Source organism: Bacillus sp. ABR (genome assembly GCF_056172715.1).
Genome location: NZ_JAOYSL010000002.1, coordinates 396,636 through 414,795, shown reverse-complemented (window position 1 = coordinate 414,795; position 18,160 = coordinate 396,636). Strand labels below are relative to the sequence as shown.

Sequence of the window (18,160 nt, the reverse complement as noted above, 5' to 3'; positions counted from 1 at the left end):
AGTAAATCTGACAATGGTGCGGTTCGATTAGTAAAAATTGTTTATCATGAAATGGAGGTAGCCTGGTCAAGATAAAATTAATATGTTGGATGTAGCGTTGCTGCTTCTAATAAAGAAAGGTGGGGTTTTTATGTTGAATTTTACATGGAACGTATTTTCACAAACAGGAAGCGTTGACACGTATCTGCTTTTCAAAGAGTTAGAAAAGGAGAACCTGGAAAGACCCGATGTACTTGAAGAAGAAATAGCACGATTTGATTTTCCAATTTTATAATTCTTGACCCCCTCCAGCGCTCGGAGTGTAGACAAATGCTCATTAAAAGTGAAGGAATCGTCCTTAGAACAACAGATTATGGCGAAACAAACAAAATTGTCACGCTGCTCACTAGAGAACATGGGAAAATTGGCGTGATGGCAAGAGGCGCAAAAAAATCAAACAGCCGCCTGTCAGCCATAAGTCAGCCGTTTTTATACGGCACCTTTCTTATCCAATCATCAACAGGACTTGGAACGCTCCAGCAAGGCGAAATGATTGAAAGTATGCGGGCCATTCGGGAAGACTTATTTCTGACCGCATATGCCGCATATATGACGGAATTGATTGATAAAGGGACAGATGAAAAAAAGCCAAACCCTTATTTGTTTGAGCTTCTACTTCAATCTCTGCGTCATCTCAACGAAGGCACAGATGCTGATATTATTTTATTTATCGTAGAGGTTAAAATGTTATCAGTGATGGGGATGAAGCCTGAACTTGATCAATGTGTTCACTGTGGTCAAAAAGAAGGGCAGTTCCATTTCTCGATAAGAGATAACGGCTTTATTTGTCAAAATTGTTTTTCGAAAGATCCATATAAACTGCCCTTATCCCCCGCAGCTGCAAGGCTGCTCCGTTTGTTTCATTATTTTGATTTATCAAGGCTTGGTCAGGTTGATGTGAAGCCTCAGACGAAACAAGAAATTCGTCAAGTGCTTGATCACTACTATGACGAATATTCCGGCCTCTATTTAAAATCAAAAAAATTCATGAATCAGATGGAATCCATGAAAAAGCTAATGGGTGACGAAAACAAAAGTTGACATCTCCCATGACTTTTTGTAAGATCATCTAAGATAAAATATGTTGCATTGACAGAAAGAAGTACTTACGTAAAATCCATAAAAAGCGACCTTAGGGCGGTGTGAGCTAAGGATGGAGGCGTAACGAAAGGCATTCTTGAGCAGCGTAAAACAAAGCGGCTGGATGCTACGACACCAGCAAATAGGGTGGAACCGCGGGAAAAACTCTCGTCCCTATGTTTGCAAAGAACCTTGCGAGCATAGAGACGGGAGTTTTTGTGTTCTCTTACAAGGTTCTAATCCCACCCGCCATACATAGCGGTTGGTGTAGAAAAGATGGAGGTGCGATCATTGAATATTCAAGACATGATTTTGACGCTGCAAAAGCATTGGTCAAATGAAGGCTGCGTATTAATGCAGGCTTATGACACAGAAAAAGGTGCCGGAACGATGAGTCCATACACGTTCCTCAGAAGCATCGGCCCAGAGCCATGGAAGGTAGCATATGTAGAGCCTTCAAGACGCCCAGCTGATGGCAGATATGGAGAAAACCCAAATAGATTGTATCAGCATCATCAATTTCAAGTGATCATTAAGCCATCACCTGACAATATTCAAGAACTATATCTTGAATCATTGAAAGCACTTGGCATTGACCCGCTGAAACATGATATTCGTTTTGTGGAAGATAACTGGGAAAATCCATCTCTTGGCTGTGCAGGACTTGGCTGGGAAGTATGGCTTGATGGGATGGAAATTACGCAATTCACGTATTTCCAACAAGTCGGCGGATTAGAATGTAAGCCTGTTTCTGTTGAAATCACATACGGTATTGAACGTCTTGCTTCTTACATCCAGGACAAAGAAAATGTCTTCGATCTTGAATGGACAGACGGATTTACGGTCAGAGATTTATTCTTAATGGCTGAATATGAGCACTCTGTTTATACATTTGAAACATCTAATACTGACATGCTGTTCGAGCTATTTACAACCTATGAGAAAGAAGCACACAGTCAAATGGACAAAGGACTTGTTCACCCGGCATACGATTATGTCCTCAAATGCTCTCATACGTTTAACCTGCTCGATGCAAAGGGCGCTATTTCTGTGACTGAGCGGACTGGTTATATCGGAAGAGTGCGTCAGTTAGCAAGAAAAGTAGCCAAAACCTATTATGAAGAACGCGAAAAATTGGGATTCCCTATGCTAAAAGAGGAGGCGGCTTCTCATGAATAAACAAGATGTATTACTTGAAATCGGCTTAGAAGAGATGCCGGCTCGTTTCATGCCAGAAAGCACAAAACAGCTAGGTGAGAAAGTAAAAGCATGGTTTGAAACGCAAAATATTTCATTCGAAGAGACTGCTTTATTCAACTCACCAAGACGTCTTGCTGTACTTGTGAAAGGTGTTGCAGAAAAACAAGAAGACATCAAAGAAGAAGCAAAAGGTCCAGCTAAAAAGATTGCCCAAGATGCTGAAGGCAATTGGACAAAAGCTGCTGAAGGCTTCGCCCGGGGCCAAGGTGCTTCAACAGATGATCTCTATTTCAAAGAGATCAAAGGAGTGGATTATGTCCATGTCCAAAAGTTTCAAGAAGGGAAGCAAGTCAAAGACCTTCTCCCAGCGTTAGGTGAGATCGCTGCTTCATTAAGCTTTCCAAAGAACATGAGATGGGGAAGCGAAGATTTACGCTATATCCGTCCGATTAAATGGATTGTTTGTTTATTTGGACAAGAGATTGTACCTGTTGAAATTGCCGGGGTGAAAAGCGGCCGTGAAACAAGAGGACATCGTTTCCTTGGTACGACAGCCAGCATTGACTCACCTGCTTCTTATGAACAAACTTTGCGCGATCAATTTGTGATTGCAGACTCAGATAAAAGAAAACAATTAATTACTGAACAGCTAAATGCGCTATCTTCAGAAAAAGGCTGGGTCATTCCTGTTGATCCTGAACTTCTAGAAGAAGTGAACGATCTTGTAGAATATCCAACTGTGCTGTCTGGTTCCTTTGAAGAGGAGTTTCTTGCATTGCCGGAAGAAGTATTGGTGACAACAATGAAAGAGCATCAACGCTACTTCCCTGTGAAAAATGAGCAAGGAGAATTATTGCCGCATTTTATTACAGTCAGAAATGGAAACAGTGAGGCGCTGGAAAATGTCGCAAGAGGGAACGAAAAAGTACTTCGCGCACGTTTATCAGATGCTGCATTCTTCTATAAAGAAGACGAAAAACTAGTGATTGAAGACAATATTAAAAAGCTTGATAAAGTGGTATTCCATGAGAAACTTGGAACAATCGGCGACAAGCTGAAGAGAGTGACAGACATTGCAACCCGTCTAGCGGCGCATGTCGGAGCAGATGACGAAACAACAAAACGCGTGGCTAGAGCAGCAAGTATTTCGAAGTTTGACCTTGTGACTCAAATGGTCTATGAATTCCCTGAATTACAAGGAATCATGGGTGAGAAATATGCAAGAGCTCTTGGTGAACATGAAGAAGTGGCAAGAAGCATTAACGAGCATTATATGCCGCGCTTTGCTGGTGATGAGGCGCCGTCTACTTTGATTGGTGCGATTGTGGCCGTAGCAGATAAGCTCGACTCTATTTGTTCATTCTTCTCAATCGATGTGATCCCTACAGGTTCTCAAGATCCTTATGGACTTAGAAGACAAGCGAGTGGTATCGTTCAAATCCTGCTCGACCGTCATTGGAATATTTCATTTAAAGAGCTGTTAGCACTTGCTCAAGTAAAGACAGAACATGAAGCTGCTCTAATTGAATTTTTAACGCATCGTTTAAAATATGTTCTTCAAGCAGAGCATATCCGCCATGATGTTGTTGATGCAGTGCTGGATGTTGAAAATATTGAGCCATATGCAGTCGTCAAAAAAGCAGCTGTTCTTGAAGAGAGTGTAAAACAAGAAAGCTTCAAAGAAACGGCTGAAGCATTGGGACGTGTCATTTCAATCAGTAAAAAAGGCGAAGACGCAGAGATTCAGCCTGAACTGTTTGAAAATGAACATGAGCAAAAGCTGTTTGAGGCGTATCAGCAAGTAGAGAAAGCTGTCAAGGAACATGTAGCAGCAGGACAATACAGCTTGGCACTTGAGGCGCTGGATACGTTAAAAACACCAATCGTTCATTATTTCGATCACACAATGGTTCATGCGGATGATGAAAAACTGAAGCGAAATCGTTTGGCACAGATGGTCAAACTGGCCAAAGTGATTCAATCATTTGCGAATATGAACAATTTAATTGTAAAATAAATACCTAAGAACGGTTGCCTTTTCCGAAGGGCAATCGTTTTTTACTCATTTAATTCACGGTTTTTGAGTGGATTTTTGTTTCATTCGGACAAAGATGCGCTATAATATGATGAGTTATGAAAATGATATACATAAAATAAAGATTTCGCTCTCTCTATTTAAAGGTGGTGAGTACAATCGAGTTAAATAAACGGCAAGAGCAGATTTTACAGATTGTCAAAGAGAATGGTCCGATCACTGGAGAGCATATCGCCGATCGGCTGAACTTAACAAGGGCGACCCTCAGACCGGATTTAGCCATTTTAACAATGTCAGGCTTTTTAGAAGCAAGACCAAGGGTCGGCTACTTTTTCACAGGAAAAACAGGCACGCAGCTTCTCGCAGATAAGCTGAAAAAACTTCAAGTGAAAGACTTTCAATCCATTCCAGTGGTGATACATGAGAATGTTTCGGTTTATGATGCGATTTGTACGATGTTTTTAGAGGATGTGGGCACATTATTCGTTGTGGATGATCACTCTATTTTAACAGGGGTGTTATCAAGAAAAGACCTCCTTCGCGCAAGTATAGGGAAACAGGAGCTTCCATCTATCCCTGTCCATATTATTATGACAAGAATGCCGAACATCACCGTTTGCCGCAAAGAAGATTTCATTATGGATGTGGCGAAGCACTTGATTGAAAAGCAAATAGATGCACTTCCTGTGATAAAAGATACGGAAAAAGGCTTTGAAGTAGTCGGAAGAATCACGAAAACAAACATGACGAAAATACTTGTCAGCTTATCGGAGAACGAAATAATCTAATGACAGAAGACTGCGAGGGGATGTTATGAGTAATCGCGTAATTTTTGTGGTATCAGATTCAGTAGGAGAAACGGCAGAGCTCGTGGTCAAAGCGGCACTTAGCCAATTTGATGGCGGCTCATCAGACCATTCAAATATTAGAAGAATCCCGTATGTAGAGGATGTTGGTACGATTAAAGAAGTCATTTCACTGGCGAAAGCAGATAATGGGATCGTCTGCTTTACTCTTGTTGTGCCAGAAATGCGCCAATTCTTAATCGAGGAAGCAGAAGCAAATGGTGTTGTTTATTATGACATCATCGGTCCACTCATTGATAAAATGGAGACGGCCTATGGAAATGAAGCGAAACATGAGCCGGGTCGTGTACGTCAATTAGATGAGGACTATTTTAAAAAGGTAGAAGCCATCGAGTTCGCTGTGAAATACGATGACGGCAGAGACCCAAGAGGTATTCTAAAGGCTGATATTGTGCTCATTGGTGTATCACGCACGTCTAAGACACCATTATCTCAATATTTGGCGCATAAACGGCTGAAGGTAGCGAACGTACCAATTGTACCTGAAGTTGATCCGCCAGAAGAGTTATTTTCAGTTGATCCGAAGAAATGTATCGGTTTGAAAATTAGTCCAGACAAACTAAATCATATTCGCAAAGAGCGTTTAAAATCTCTTGGTTTAAATGATCGCGCTATTTATGCGAACATTGAGCGGATTAAAGAGGAACTAGAGTATTTTGAAAAAGTGGTTGACCGCATTAACTGTCAAGTCGTTGATGTATCGAATAAAGCAGTTGAGGAAACGGCAAATGTCATTCATCAAATGCTGACCAAAAGAGGTTCCGAATAAACTCAGGATGCTCCTCCTGGGTTTTTCCTATGGGGGGAAACGGGTAAACAAAAACAATAGCATATTTGCTGCATTTGTATTATAATAAAAAATTGTGATAAAATGATTGATTTTAGGTTTAAGTTAAGTCAAGAACGAATAAACTAATATTGGCAGAAGTCAAGTGATTCTGAACATAACTTTTCGACAAAATGAGTTTTACTGTTGATTGCTTTATGGGGGAAAAGTATGGTCTTTTTGCTTCTCTAAAGCAGGAATAAGGTGGAGGGATGGAGAATTAGTCACCTGAATGAACGTAAAAAAGAGAGGACGATTTATGTCGATGCAGATGCTTGTCCTGTAAAAGACGAAATCCTTTCTGTCGCATCTCAATTTAAAGTACCAGTGACATTCATTGCTTCATATGAGCATTTTCAAACCAAAAGATCTCCACTTGAAGATTGGCGGTTTGTAGATACACATAAGGAAGCAGCGGACTTAGTCATTGCCAACTCAGCTGCCGCGCATGATATTGTCGTCACCCAAGATATTGGTCTTGCCTCCTTACTGCTTCCGAGACAGGTCATTGTTCTGTCTGAAAGAGGACGAATGTACACAAACGAAACAATTGATTTTGATTTGGAACGCAGGCATGTTTCCAGCCAACAGCGAAGAAAAGGTGTATACGGAAAAGGTCCCAAAAAGCTTTTAGAAGAGGATAAGAAGCGATTTATGGCGCAACTACAAAAAATCCTGTCGAATCATGAAGGATTTTTAAATTAAAAGGCGAATAATGTACGACGGAGTGTTATTAGGATGAGCAAACGTATACCAGATGAACTTTTGGAGCAGATCCAAAAAAACGCAGACATTGTCGAAGTGATTGGAGAATACGTACAGCTTAGAAAGCAGGGTCGAAATTACTTCGGTCTTTGTCCATTCCATGGTGAAAATACTCCTTCATTCTCTGTTTCAGCAGATAAGCAAATCTTCCATTGTTTTGGCTGTGGTGCAGGAGGCAATGTGTTTTCGTTCCTCAGACAAATGGAAGGCTACTCATTTATTGAAGCCGTTTCACATGTGGCTGATAAGTACCATATTGATCTGCCTGATCAGGTGGCGAATGCTCAGATGAGTTCCTCTCAGCAAGAGGACACAGCAGATCATAAAATGATTGAGGCCCATGAGCTTCTTAAGAAATTTTACCACCATTTGCTGGTAAATACAAAGGAAGGTCAAAACGCACTCGATTATTTACGGTCCAGAGGCTTTACGGATGAAACAATTGCCAAGTTTGAGATCGGGTATGCTCTTGATTCTTGGGATTTCGTGACCAAGTTTTTAGAAAAACGAGGATTTGATCCTGTGATGATGGAGAAGGCTGGTCTTTTGATTCAACGTGAAAACGGCACAGGCTTTTTTGACCGCTTTAGAGATCGTGTCATGTTTCCCATTCATGATCATCATGGAACGGTCATCGCTTTTTCCGGAAGATCGCTTGGTGATCAGCAGCCTAAATATATGAATAGTCCTGAAACGCCGCTTTTTCATAAAAGTAAGCTGCTTTATCACTTTCATGACGCACGTATGCATATTCGCAAACGCGAACGGGCAGTTCTTTTTGAAGGATTTGCAGACGTCATCTCAGCTGTTACATCAGGTGTCGGTGAAAGTGTTGCAACAATGGGTACGTCTCTTACAGAAGAGCACGTAAAGCTTCTCAGGCGGAACGTAGAAGAGATCATCCTTTGCTATGACTCTGATACGGCCGGATACGAAGCGACCATGAAAGCGTCAGATTTGCTTGGAAAAAGAGGATGTAAAGTTCGCGTTGCCATGATACCAGATGGACTTGATCCAGATGATTACATTCGTAAATATGGCGGCGAGAAATTTAGGAATGACATCATAGATGCAAGTGTGACATTAATGACGTTTAAGATGAATTTTTTCCGAAGAGGAAAAAACTTATCAGACGAAGGAGACCGTCTTACTTATATGAAGCAGGTTCTCCGAGAAATCAGCCGGTTAAACGGCTCTTTGGAGCAAGAGATTTACATGAAACAGCTTGCTGGGGAGTTTTCGATCTCACTTGATTCATTAAAAGAACAACTGGAGCTGTTTGAAAAGCAGCAGCGGCAAGAAACCAAAAGCACACAGGAAGAAAACGGGCTTGAAAAACGGCGTGCACATCTGTCAACACAAGTGAGAAGAAAGCGTCTGCGGCCGGCATATGAAAATGCAGAGCGAATGCTGCTTGCTCATATGTTAAAAAGCGATGACGTGATCCGCAAAGTACTTGACAGAATCGGGATTGAATTTAATATAGATTCGCACAGGGCGCTGGCAACGTACATTTATGCCTTGTATGAAGAAGGCAAAGAACCAACGCCGCAGCATCTGATGAATCGGATAGAAGATGATGTCATGAATCAGCTGTTGACGGATATATTGATGATTCAAGTCGGAGACGAACTAAGTGAAGCTGAATTAAGTGATTATGTAAAAAAAGTGTTGAATCATCGGAATTTGTCAATGATAAAGGAAAAAGAACTAGAACGTGCAGAAGCGGAGAGGCAAAAAGATTTCTTCAAAGCGGCAACACTTGCAAAAGAAATTATTCAGTTGAACCGTTCGCTGAAGTAATACGTCTATTATTAATGACAGGACTTACGGCTGGCAATGAATCCTTTACGGGAGGAGCATAAGACCGCAAGCATCTTGCCTTCATCATTATTTATTTTATTCCTATTTGCTTCGTCTTCTGTTTGACAGAGAGAGAAAAGCAGGGCGGAAGCAAATCGCAAGTTACTTTAGAATTCGTTGCAAGCTTTGGAAGGAGGGATCCATAATGGCTGATAAACAAGCCCACGAAACCGAAACTGAATTAACCTTTGAACAGGTGAGAGATAAGCTCACTGAAACGGGTAAAAAACGGGGCGTTTTAACATACGAAGAAATTGCAGAGCGTATGTCTAGCTTTGAAATTGAATCAGACCAAATGGATGAATACTATGAATACTTAGGCGAACAGGGTGTAGAGCTCATTAGTGAAAACGAAGAGACAGAAGACCCAAATGTTCAGCAGCTGGCTAAAGCGGAAGAAGAATTTGACCTGAATGATTTAAGCGTACCACCAGGTGTCAAAATCAATGACCCTGTTCGTATGTACTTAAAAGAAATCGGACGCGTCAATTTGTTATCTGCTAAAGAAGAAATAACGTATGCTCAAAAGATTGAAGAGGGCGATGAGGAATCAAAAAGAAGATTAGCGGAAGCGAACCTTCGTCTCGTTGTCAGCATTGCGAAACGCTATGTCGGTCGTGGTATGCTGTTCCTTGACTTGATTCAAGAAGGAAACATGGGTCTGATGAAGGCGGTTGAGAAGTTTGATTACCGCAAAGGATATAAATTCTCAACATATGCGACTTGGTGGATTAGACAGGCGATCACACGTGCGATTGCCGATCAGGCGAGAACAATCCGGATCCCGGTTCATATGGTGGAAACCATTAATAAATTGATCCGTGTTCAAAGACAGCTTCTGCAAGACCTAGGCAGAGAACCAACGCCTGAAGAAATTGCTGAAGACATGGATTTAACTCCAGAAAAGGTAAGAGAGATTCTTAAAATTGCGCAAGAGCCTGTATCTTTAGAAACACCTATTGGTGAAGAAGATGACTCGCATCTTGGTGATTTTATCGAAGACCAAGAGGCGACATCTCCATCTGACCACGCTGCGTACGAACTCTTAAAAGAGCAGCTTGAAGATGTATTAGACACGCTGACGGACCGTGAAGAAAATGTGCTGAGACTACGTTTCGGACTAGACGACGGAAGAACACGCACGTTAGAAGAGGTTGGTAAGGTGTTCGGCGTAACAAGAGAGCGTATCCGACAAATTGAAGCGAAAGCTCTTCGTAAATTAAGACACCCAAGCAGAAGTAAACGATTAAAAGACTTCTTAGAGTAGAAACCGGACGGATCTTGAAAGAGATCCGTTCTTTCTTATCAAAAATGAAAACGCTTTTTTCAATCTGATTATATTTTACTGAATAACAAATGAATTTGCAACGTTCTTAGAGAAAAGATGTATAAAAAATACATCTAAATGTGCTGGAGGCTTCATTTCTCATCTTGAATCATTTTTGTCTAATCTGTGAACTTGACCAAAGTTTTGTATCATAATTCGTTTACTTTTTGTAAAATTAAAGTAGAATTAGAATTGTTTGCATAGTCTCAAAGGGGTTTTTACAAAGGGGAGGATGAAAGAAATGAAACGGAATCCACTTATACCATTTTTATTGATTGCCATTTTAGGTATTGGACTCACTTTTTTCTTATCAATGAAGGGGCTGAAAGATGAAGAAAAAATTGCCTCAGGGGGCAAGGAGCAAAAGCAAGAAGAGACAGCAAATGCGACGCCGGAAGAATTGTATAAACAGAACTGTCTAAGCTGTCACGGGGAAAACTATGAAGGCGGCGCAGGTCCTGCTTTAAAAGGTGTTGGAGACAAGCTTGAAGTGGCTGACATCAAGAAGAAAATTCAAGAAGGCGGCAACGGGATGCCAGGCGGGCTGATTCCGAATGAAAAGCTCGATGAAATGGCGGAATGGGTGTCTAAAATTAAATAATCTTACACAAAAAGCTCTTTTTCAAAAGAAGAGCTTTTTTCATTTGAAAACGACTTTTAAAAAGTCCATAATTTATATAAGATAGACAAGTATGAACATTAAAGAAAAGTAGTGATACGTATGAATGAAATGAATTTATCCAAACGATTAAAAAAAGTCGCAGACTTTTTACCAGATGAGGCAGTCTTCGCTGATATCGGCTCAGACCATGCCTATTTGCCATGCTATGCGATCCTGCATCAAAAAGCAGTGAAAGCCATTGCTGGTGAGATTACCGATGGACCGCTCCAATCGGCGCAGCAGCAAGTACATAGACTTGAATTAGATGAACAGATATCGGTCAGAAAAGGAAATGGCCTTGAAGTCATTGAAAAAGGCGAAGTGAATGCAGTGACGATTGCAGGTATGGGCGGGGCACTCATCGCAAGCATTCTAAATGATGGAAGGCATAAGCTCGCAGGCCATGAGCGGCTCATTCTTCAGCCAAATATCCATGCCCACCATATTCGTTTATGGCTTTATCAAGAGGGGTATGAATTGATGGATGAAGTCATTTTAGAAGAGGACGGCAAAATATACGAAATCATCATCGCAGAAAAAGGCGATAAAGATAAAGCTTATGAAGGAATGTCACTTGAAGCAGGCATGCTGGTTGGTCCGTTTCTTGCGAAAGAGCAAAATGACGTCTTCCAGCGCAAGTGGATGCAAGAGCTTCAGCATATGGAGAAGATAGAAAGTCAAATTCAGCAGGCAGCACGGACAGAAGAAAACAAAGAGCGCCTTGAAGAGCTGAATGCGAAAATAAAGACGCTAAAGGAGGTTTTGACTGTTGGCTAAAACAGTAAACGGGCATGAAATCATCCAATTGTTTGAACAATTTTCACCAAAGGCATATGCCATGGAAGGTGATAAAATTGGTCTCCAGATTGGAACATTGAATAAAAAAGTAAGTAATGTGATGATCACCCTAGATGTATTAGAGAATGTAGTAGATGAGGCGATCGAGCGAAAAGTGGATCTCATTATTGCTCACCATCCGCCGATTTTTCGTCCATTAAAAAATGTAGCGACAGATCAGCCGGCTGGACGGATCATTGAAAAATGCATCAAACATGATATTGCAGTATATGTGGCACATACGAATTTAGACGTAGCTGATGGCGGAGTCAATGACTTGCTTGCTGAGGCTTTAGAGCTTGAGGACACAAGTGTGTTAGTGCCGACATACGAGGATCCAATCAAACAGCTTGCTTTGTATGTCCCTGAAGAGTTTGAAGAGGCCATCCGGACAGCTTTAGGAAATGCGGGCGCAGGACATATCGGCAACTACAGCCATTGTGCGTTTTCAAATGAAGGGACAGGCAGCTTTTTGCCATCAGAAGAAGCTAAGCCGTTTATTGGGGAGTCGGGTCAATTAGAATTTGTGAAAGAAGTGCGGATTGAAACCATTTTCCCAGCAAGTATAGAAAAACAAGTGATTCGCGACATGATCAAAGCACATCCTTATGAAGAAGTCGCCTATAGTGTACACACGACAGATCTTCCTCCTATTCAAAAAGGCCTTGGCCGTATTGGAGAGCTAAATGAGCCTATGACACTTAGAGATTTCACACAATTTGTGAAAACGAAGCTAGATGTGCATGGTGCTCGTTTTGTAGGAGATCAAGACGCTGTAGTGAAAAAAGTGGCGGTGCTTGGCGGAGACGGAAATAAATACATCCATCAAGCGAAAAGAATGGGTGCAGATGTGTATGTGACAGGAGACCTTTATTTCCATGTTGCGCATGATGCCATGATGCTTGGGCTGAACGTAGTGGACCCAGGGCATTATGCTGAAAAGATTATGAAAGAGGGCGTAAAGGCGAAGCTTCAATCGCTATGTGCAGATAAAAAGTATGACGTACAGCTCTTTGTTTCTGAATCAAACACAAACCCATTTCAATTTATGTAAACAAAAAACGTCAGAGCGGATATGCTCTGACGTTTTCTTATTTCTTTGTTTTGACGCGAGGTAAAATTTTAGAAAGAGGAACCGTTCGTTCAATCTTCCAGGTCGTTTCATCATCCGGTTCATAGTTTTCTAAGAAACGAATGACTTCCTTTGTAATAGGTGTTGGTGTTGAAGCACCAGCAGTAACAGCAACGGTTTTGACGCCCTGCAGCCATTCCAGCTTGAGTTCACTTAAATCGCCAATACGGTAAGCCTGCGTTCCGGCTATCTCCATTGACACTTGTGCGAGACGGTTGGAGTTATTACTTTTTGGATCGCCGACAACAATGGTTAAATCGGCTTGACCAGCTTGCTGCGAGACAGCTTCTTGACGCACCTGTGTCGCAAGGCAAATTTCTTGATGATACTCGACGTGAGGGTATTTCTCTTTAATCAGCTCCATCAGATCGTGGACATCCCATTGAGACATCGTCGTTTGGTTCGTGATGAGCAGTTTTTCTGATGTTAGATCGAGCGCCTCAATATCGGCTTCTGTTTCGACAAGATGTACCTTGTCAGGGGCTACTCCGACAGCTCCTTCTGGCTCAGGATGCCCTTTTTTTCCAATATAAATAATGTCATAGCCATCGGCTGTTTTCTCTGAAATGAGTTCGTGGGTTTTCGTGACATCAGGACAGGTCGCATCAATGGCGACAAGGCCTTTTTCTTCTGCGATTTGACGAACCTCAGGAGAAACGCCGTGAGCCGTGAAAATGACTGTTCCGCTTTCTACCTGCTTTAAAATGTCTAAGCGGTTTGGTCCGTCCAGTGTGTAGATTCCATCTTCCTCGAAGGCATCAGTGACATGTTTGTTGTGCACAATCATACCTAATATATAAATTGGGCGTGGCAAGTTCTTATCAAGTGCGGCATTTTTAGCAATGACCATTGCATCCACAACGCCATAGCAATAGCCACGCGGCGATATTTTAATTACATTCATTTATTCGTCCTCCTGTAGGGAAGTGCTGCTAGAGAAGAACAATATAAAAAGCCGTAAAAAACGGCTTTTTATCATTCTCTTGCTTCCATTATAGCCAAAGTAAGCGTATATATCAAAGATTGTTATACGCAGTGAACACTTCGCCGTTAAAAGATCACTAGACATATAGTTTTGGAACAGAGCTGCCAGATCTTTTTTTCGGTTTTGCTTCAGGAGCAGGTGATGTGTGTGGTGCTGCTTTTTTGACAAGGATGTCTTCGGGTTCAACATTTTCTTCTATTTCATCAGTTTGTGCTTCTTCCTCGGGCACTTCTGTTTCCGCGCTGGTCTCCGTTGATTCTGCATCATCATCATTTGCATTTGCTTCATCATCGTCCGCACTGCCAAGCTGGCTGTACAGTTTAATCATTGCAGGTAAGTTTCTCACTAAAGGACCGTATTGCTGAATCATTGGCGTAAATTGCTGCGCCATCCCGAGCACTTTTTGAACATTTCCTAACATGCTTGAGAGAGTCGCAGGATTCGTGAAGCTCTGGATTCCTTGTAATCCCGCACCACCTCCAGAGACTCCAGCTCCTCCTGCACCAGGAAGAAATTTAGAGAGCATGCCTTTAATTCCTGCTCCGCCGCCTAGTGCACGGCTCTCACCTCCTGGAATTCCGCCCATCCCGGGTAAACCGCCTCCCTGTACAGACGGGGAGCGAGGCATCATTTGCTGAAATGGATTGCCTTGCCCTTGAAAAGGCTGTTGGATAGGAGGCTGCTGCCCTCTTTGAAACATTCGGGGCTGTCCGCCATTTCCAAGGTGCCGGCGTGAGGGGCGGCGCGGCTGAAAATCGCCCATAGGCCTTTGCCCTAACATACTTGTACCTCCCTTACTGCATTCTCTTTCTCTTCATAGGTTATGCAAGGAAGCATCAATTGGTTTCCTGTAGGAAAAGCGGACATGGTTTTTTTACTGAAAATCAGCTATAATGAGGAGATGAGCAAAAAGGCATTGCCTTAAGGAGTGAAAACATGAAAGAAACAAAATTTACGACATATGAATTAAAGCCTTTTATTATAGATGCTATTCATGAACTAGGCTTTTATGAGCCGACTGATATTCAAAAAAGAATCATCCCTGCTGTTTTAAAAGGAGAAAGCGTGATTGGCCAGTCACAAACAGGAACAGGAAAAACTCATGCGTACTTACTGCCGCTGATTCATTCAATTGATCCAAGCAAAGAGCAGGTACAAGTCGTGATTACTGCGCCTACAAGAGAATTAGCCAATCAAATTTTCAAAGAAGCTCAAACGATTTTAAAGAATGCTTCTCCAGAAGAAGAGATCAAAGCAAAGCTTTACATTGGCGGAACGGACAAGCAGAAATCGATTCAAAAGCTAAAAAACCAGCCGCATTTGGTTGTCGGCACACCTGGACGTATTGCTGATCTCATTCATGAGCAGGCGCTGAATGTTTACAAAGCGACCTCTCTTGTCATTGATGAAGCGGATTTAATGCTGGATATGGGATTTTTAGAAGATGTGGACCGTATTGGTGCACAAATGCCAGAACAGTTGCAAATGCTAGTGTTCTCTGCAACCATCCCAGAAAAACTAAAGCCTTTCCTGAAAAAATATATGGACAATCCAAAGTATGCGCATGTTGAACCAAGACGGATTACAGCAGAAAACATTCAGCATATTTTAGTTCCATCTAAACAGCGTGATAAATTAAAATTGCTCCATGAAATGGTGACGAATGTACAGCCATATTTAGGGATTATTTTTGCCAATACAAAAACAACTGTTGATGAAATCGCATCGTTCCTACAAGAAAAAGGAATGAAAATCGGTTTGCTTCATGGCGGATTAACGCCGCGCGAACGTAAAAAAGTCATGAAACAAATTGAAGATTTGGAGTTCACTTATATTGTGGCATCTGATCTTGCAGCTCGCGGCATTGACATTAAAGGCGTCAGCCACGTGATTAACTATGAGCTACCATCTGATCTTGATTTTTATGTGCACCGCGTTGGAAGAACAGCTCGTGCTGGTTCATCTGGAATTGCCATGACCATTTATGAGCTGGCTGATGAGGATGCACTCATTCAAATTGAGAAAATGGGCGTTGTGTTTGAAAACAAAACCATTGTTCATGGCGAATGGCGAGATGCAGATGACCGTCTGAAGCGTCAAAGACGTAAAAAAGCACCAAATGAAATTGAAGAAAAAGCAAAACGTCTTGTGAGAAAACCGAAAGCCGTCAAACCTGGATATAAAAAGAAAATGACACGTGAGATGGATAAAATCAAAAGACAGGAACGTAGAAAGTCAAAGCGTAATGGAAAGTAGGGGGAAACATTGTTAAAGATTGGTTCACATGTATCCATGAGCGGAAAACATATGCTTCTTGCAGCGAGTGAAGAAGCTGCCTCTTATGGTTCGAATACGTTTATGATTTATACAGGTGCACCGCAAAATACGCGCCGCAAAAAAATCGAAGACCTCAATATTGAAGCTGGACAAGCGCATATGAAAGAGCACGGCATGACAGATATCGTCGTCCATGCTCCGTATATTATCAATATTGGAAACACAGTGAATCCCGCGACATTTGAGCTTGGCGTAGACTTCCTGCGCTCTGAGATCGAGCGTACGGAAGCGCTAGGTGCAAGACAAATTGTTCTTCACCCAGGTGCGCATGTTGGAGCAGGGGCAGAAGCAGGGATTCAAAAAATCATTGAAGGCTTAAACGAAGTCATTGTGAAAGGTCAAGAGGTTCAAATCGCACTTGAAACAATGGCAGGAAAAGGATCAGAGTGTGGAAGAAGCTTTGAAGAGCTTGCCCAAATTATCGACGGCGTGACACATAACGAAGCTCTTTCTGTCTGCTTTGATACGTGTCACACGCACGATGCTGGTTACCCGATTGTGAGTGACTTTGATGGTGTATTAGAAGAATTTGACCGAATCGTCGGTATTGACCGAATCAAAGTTCTTCATATTAATGACAGTAAAAACGTACAAGGCGCAAGAAAAGACCGACATGAAAATATCGGTTTTGGTGAAATTGGTTTCGATGCACTGAACTATATTGTGCATCATCCGCAGCTTCAAGATGTGCCAAAAATTCTAGAAACGCCTTATGTAGGTGAAGATAAAAAGAACAAAAAACCACCTTACAAATTCGAAATTGCGATGCTGAAAGAAAAGCAATTTGATGAAGGCTTACTAGATAAAATTACAGGTCAATAAAAAAGGATATAAACATGTTGAGGTGCCGCTAAATGCGGCCCTTTTTTGCTTAACTTGTAAACTGGTTAAACAAATCATTCACAGTCTGTGCTGTCTGTTTAGAAGTAATCGCTTCCACTTGCTTAAGAAGCCGGTTACGCTCTGAATCATTAAAAATATTGATATTTTTCCCGTTCATGAGTTTGGCAACCTCAGCTGCTTGATGTGACGTTAAACTGACGCCATACTGTTTCGCATACCTTAACAGATCATTTGCTGTGATCTGATTGAGCCGCTGCAGGACAATTTTTTGGATTAAAATCAATTCCATTCCTCCCCTCTGTAACAATGTATGGGCGAAAACGGAAAATGTGCAAAAAATTTTATTTTATTCTGTGAAATGATAAAATAGTAAAATGAATAAAATGTTCATTGAAAATTTAACATGTGTAGAAGGGAGAACGTATGGCAAATAGTAAACAGCATAGAAAGGAATCAGTGCCTCATTTTATTTTGAGAATTTTTCTGATTCTAGTAGGGGCTGCATGTGCAGCAGTAAGCATTGAATTATTTTTAGTGCCAAACAATATTATTGATGGGGGCATCATCGGCATTTCGCTTATTTTGGATTATCTCTTTACAGATAACCCGTTTATAAATTTTGCGACGATTGTTGTCATTTTAAATATTCCATTTATGATATCAGGATACAAGCATATTGGGAAAACCTTTCTGGTTTCCACTGTGATTGGGATTGTCAGCTTAGCCGTGATCGAATCTTCACTTCATCATGTGGAGGCATTTACAACACAGCCGATCTTAGCCACTGTATTTGGCGGGCTATTACTTGGATTTGGTGTTGGACTTGTCATCCGTAATGGAGGCTCAATGGATGGAACAGAGATTTTAGGAATTCTTTTGACGAAAAAAATCCCTTTCTCCGTCGGTGAGTTTGTTATGATCGTCAATGTGTTCATTTTTATTTGGGCGGGCTTTGTTTTCGGACCAGAGCAGGCTATGTATTCTGTCATGACATATTATTTGGCAATGAAAACAATTGATGCTGTCATTCAAGGGCTTGATGAAACAAAAGCTGTCATTATCGTATCAGATTATTATGATGAAATTTCAGATGCGATTCTGCATCGACTCGGCAGGGGAACGACAAAGCTGAGAGGAAAAGGCGGCTATACAGATGAAGAAAAAGATGTCATCTACGCCGTTGTCACAAGGCTTGAAATTACAAAGCTGAAATCCATCGTATTTGAAATTGATGACCAAGCATTTATCACGATTATGGATACGCATGAAACAAAAGGCGGTAAGTTCAAAACAGCCATTCATTAGCTTTTATTTTACTTTTTTATCTTTCTTTTATATAATGAAATGTATGTATGGACAGAGAA

General features: G+C 41.4%; 18 protein-coding genes. 15 read left to right on the top strand and 3 right to left on the bottom strand.

The window, feature by feature from the left end; all coding sequences use genetic code 11:
* Positions 1–130: 130 nt before the first annotated feature.
* The 12 genes from OIT90_RS07520 to OIT90_RS07465 all read left to right on the top strand — a co-directional run bounded on the left by OIT90_RS07520 (position 131) and on the right by OIT90_RS07465 (position 12,553).
* Positions 131–274 carry a YqzL family protein gene (locus OIT90_RS07520; protein ID WP_003217288.1) on the top strand — a complete coding sequence of 48 codons (144 nt, stop codon included), beginning with the start codon at positions 131–133 and terminating at the stop codon, positions 272–274.
* Positions 275–309: 35 nt separating this feature from the next.
* Entirely contained in the window at positions 310–1,080 is a 771-nt protein-coding gene (gene recO, locus OIT90_RS07515; protein WP_039180043.1) for a DNA repair protein RecO, read from the top strand.
* A 330-nt stretch (positions 1,081–1,410) separates the two neighbouring features.
* Positions 1,411–2,298, top strand: coding sequence for a glycine--tRNA ligase subunit alpha (gene glyQ / locus OIT90_RS07510; RefSeq protein ID WP_012010611.1), 888 nt, complete (start codon positions 1,411–1,413; stop codon positions 2,296–2,298).
* Positions 2,291–4,336, top strand: a complete 2,046-nt coding sequence (glyS, locus tag OIT90_RS07505; protein ID WP_144491401.1) for a glycine--tRNA ligase subunit beta — start codon at positions 2,291–2,293, stop codon at positions 4,334–4,336. Before glyQ ends, glyS begins: the two co-directional genes overlap by 8 nt.
* 167 nt (positions 4,337–4,503) lie before the next feature.
* Positions 4,504–5,142 carry a transcriptional regulator CcpN gene (gene ccpN / locus OIT90_RS07500; protein ID WP_039180035.1) on the top strand — a complete coding sequence of 213 codons (639 nt, stop codon included), beginning with the start codon at positions 4,504–4,506 and terminating at the stop codon, positions 5,140–5,142.
* 25 nt (positions 5,143–5,167) lie between these two features.
* On the top strand, positions 5,168–5,989 hold the full coding sequence (locus tag OIT90_RS07495; RefSeq protein WP_008342399.1) for a pyruvate, water dikinase regulatory protein: 822 nt from the start codon (positions 5,168–5,170) through the stop codon (positions 5,987–5,989).
* 261 nt (positions 5,990–6,250) lie between these two features.
* Positions 6,251–6,751 (top strand): YaiI/YqxD family protein, encoded by a 501-nt coding sequence (locus OIT90_RS07490; protein WP_269773153.1) that lies wholly within the window; start codon positions 6,251–6,253, stop codon positions 6,749–6,751.
* 33 nt (positions 6,752–6,784) lie between these two features.
* Positions 6,785–8,614, top strand: coding sequence for a DNA primase (dnaG, locus tag OIT90_RS07485; protein WP_024423015.1), 1,830 nt, complete (start codon positions 6,785–6,787; stop codon positions 8,612–8,614).
* A gap of 205 nt (positions 8,615–8,819) precedes the next feature.
* Positions 8,820–9,941 (top strand): RNA polymerase sigma factor RpoD, encoded by a 1,122-nt coding sequence (rpoD, locus tag OIT90_RS07480; protein WP_008342392.1) that lies wholly within the window; start codon positions 8,820–8,822, stop codon positions 9,939–9,941.
* Between the two features lie 301 nt (positions 9,942–10,242).
* Complete coding sequence (gene cccA / locus OIT90_RS07475) at positions 10,243–10,602, top strand: cytochrome c550 (RefSeq protein ID WP_034280134.1); 360 nt, start codon at positions 10,243–10,245, stop codon at positions 10,600–10,602.
* A gap of 120 nt (positions 10,603–10,722) precedes the next feature.
* Complete coding sequence (locus OIT90_RS07470; RefSeq protein ID WP_073979119.1) at positions 10,723–11,439, top strand: tRNA (adenine(22)-N(1))-methyltransferase; 717 nt, start codon at positions 10,723–10,725, stop codon at positions 11,437–11,439.
* Positions 11,432–12,553, top strand: a complete 1,122-nt coding sequence (locus OIT90_RS07465) for a Nif3-like dinuclear metal center hexameric protein (protein ID WP_260774275.1) — start codon at positions 11,432–11,434, stop codon at positions 12,551–12,553. Before OIT90_RS07470 ends, OIT90_RS07465 begins: the two co-directional genes overlap by 8 nt.
* Before the next feature lie 37 nt (positions 12,554–12,590).
* Here OIT90_RS07465 and OIT90_RS07460 read toward each other — a convergent pair whose 3' ends face one another.
* Both OIT90_RS07460 and OIT90_RS07455 read right to left on the bottom strand, forming a co-directional pair.
* Positions 12,591–13,535: a 4-hydroxy-3-methylbut-2-enyl diphosphate reductase gene (locus OIT90_RS07460; protein WP_024423011.1), complete on the bottom strand. Its 945-nt coding sequence runs from the start codon at positions 13,533–13,535 to the stop codon at positions 12,591–12,593.
* Positions 13,536–13,692: 157 nt separating this feature from the next.
* Positions 13,693–14,397 (bottom strand): YqfQ family protein, encoded by a 705-nt coding sequence (locus tag OIT90_RS07455; RefSeq protein ID WP_224928895.1) that lies wholly within the window; start codon positions 14,395–14,397, stop codon positions 13,693–13,695.
* A 155-nt stretch (positions 14,398–14,552) separates the two neighbouring features.
* Here OIT90_RS07455 and OIT90_RS07450 point away from each other — a divergent pair, with 155 nt between their 5' ends.
* On the top strand, positions 14,553–15,872 hold the full coding sequence (locus OIT90_RS07450) for a DEAD/DEAH box helicase (RefSeq protein ID WP_474892412.1): 1,320 nt from the start codon (positions 14,553–14,555) through the stop codon (positions 15,870–15,872).
* A gap of 9 nt (positions 15,873–15,881) precedes the next feature.
* The gene (locus OIT90_RS07445) at positions 15,882–16,775 is read left to right on the top strand and encodes a deoxyribonuclease IV (protein WP_039180018.1); all 894 of its coding nucleotides are present in this window, start codon (positions 15,882–15,884) and stop codon (positions 16,773–16,775) included.
* 49 nt (positions 16,776–16,824) lie between these two features.
* Here OIT90_RS07445 and OIT90_RS07440 read toward each other — a convergent pair whose 3' ends face one another.
* Positions 16,825–17,079 carry a DUF2624 domain-containing protein gene (locus OIT90_RS07440; RefSeq protein WP_024423008.1) on the bottom strand — a complete coding sequence of 85 codons (255 nt, stop codon included), beginning with the start codon at positions 17,077–17,079 and terminating at the stop codon, positions 16,825–16,827.
* 140 nt (positions 17,080–17,219) lie between these two features.
* Here OIT90_RS07440 and OIT90_RS07435 point away from each other — a divergent pair, with 140 nt between their 5' ends.
* On the top strand, positions 17,220–18,101 hold the full coding sequence (locus OIT90_RS07435) for a YitT family protein (protein ID WP_047202313.1): 882 nt from the start codon (positions 17,220–17,222) through the stop codon (positions 18,099–18,101).
* The last annotated feature ends 59 nt before the right edge of the window (positions 18,102–18,160 follow it).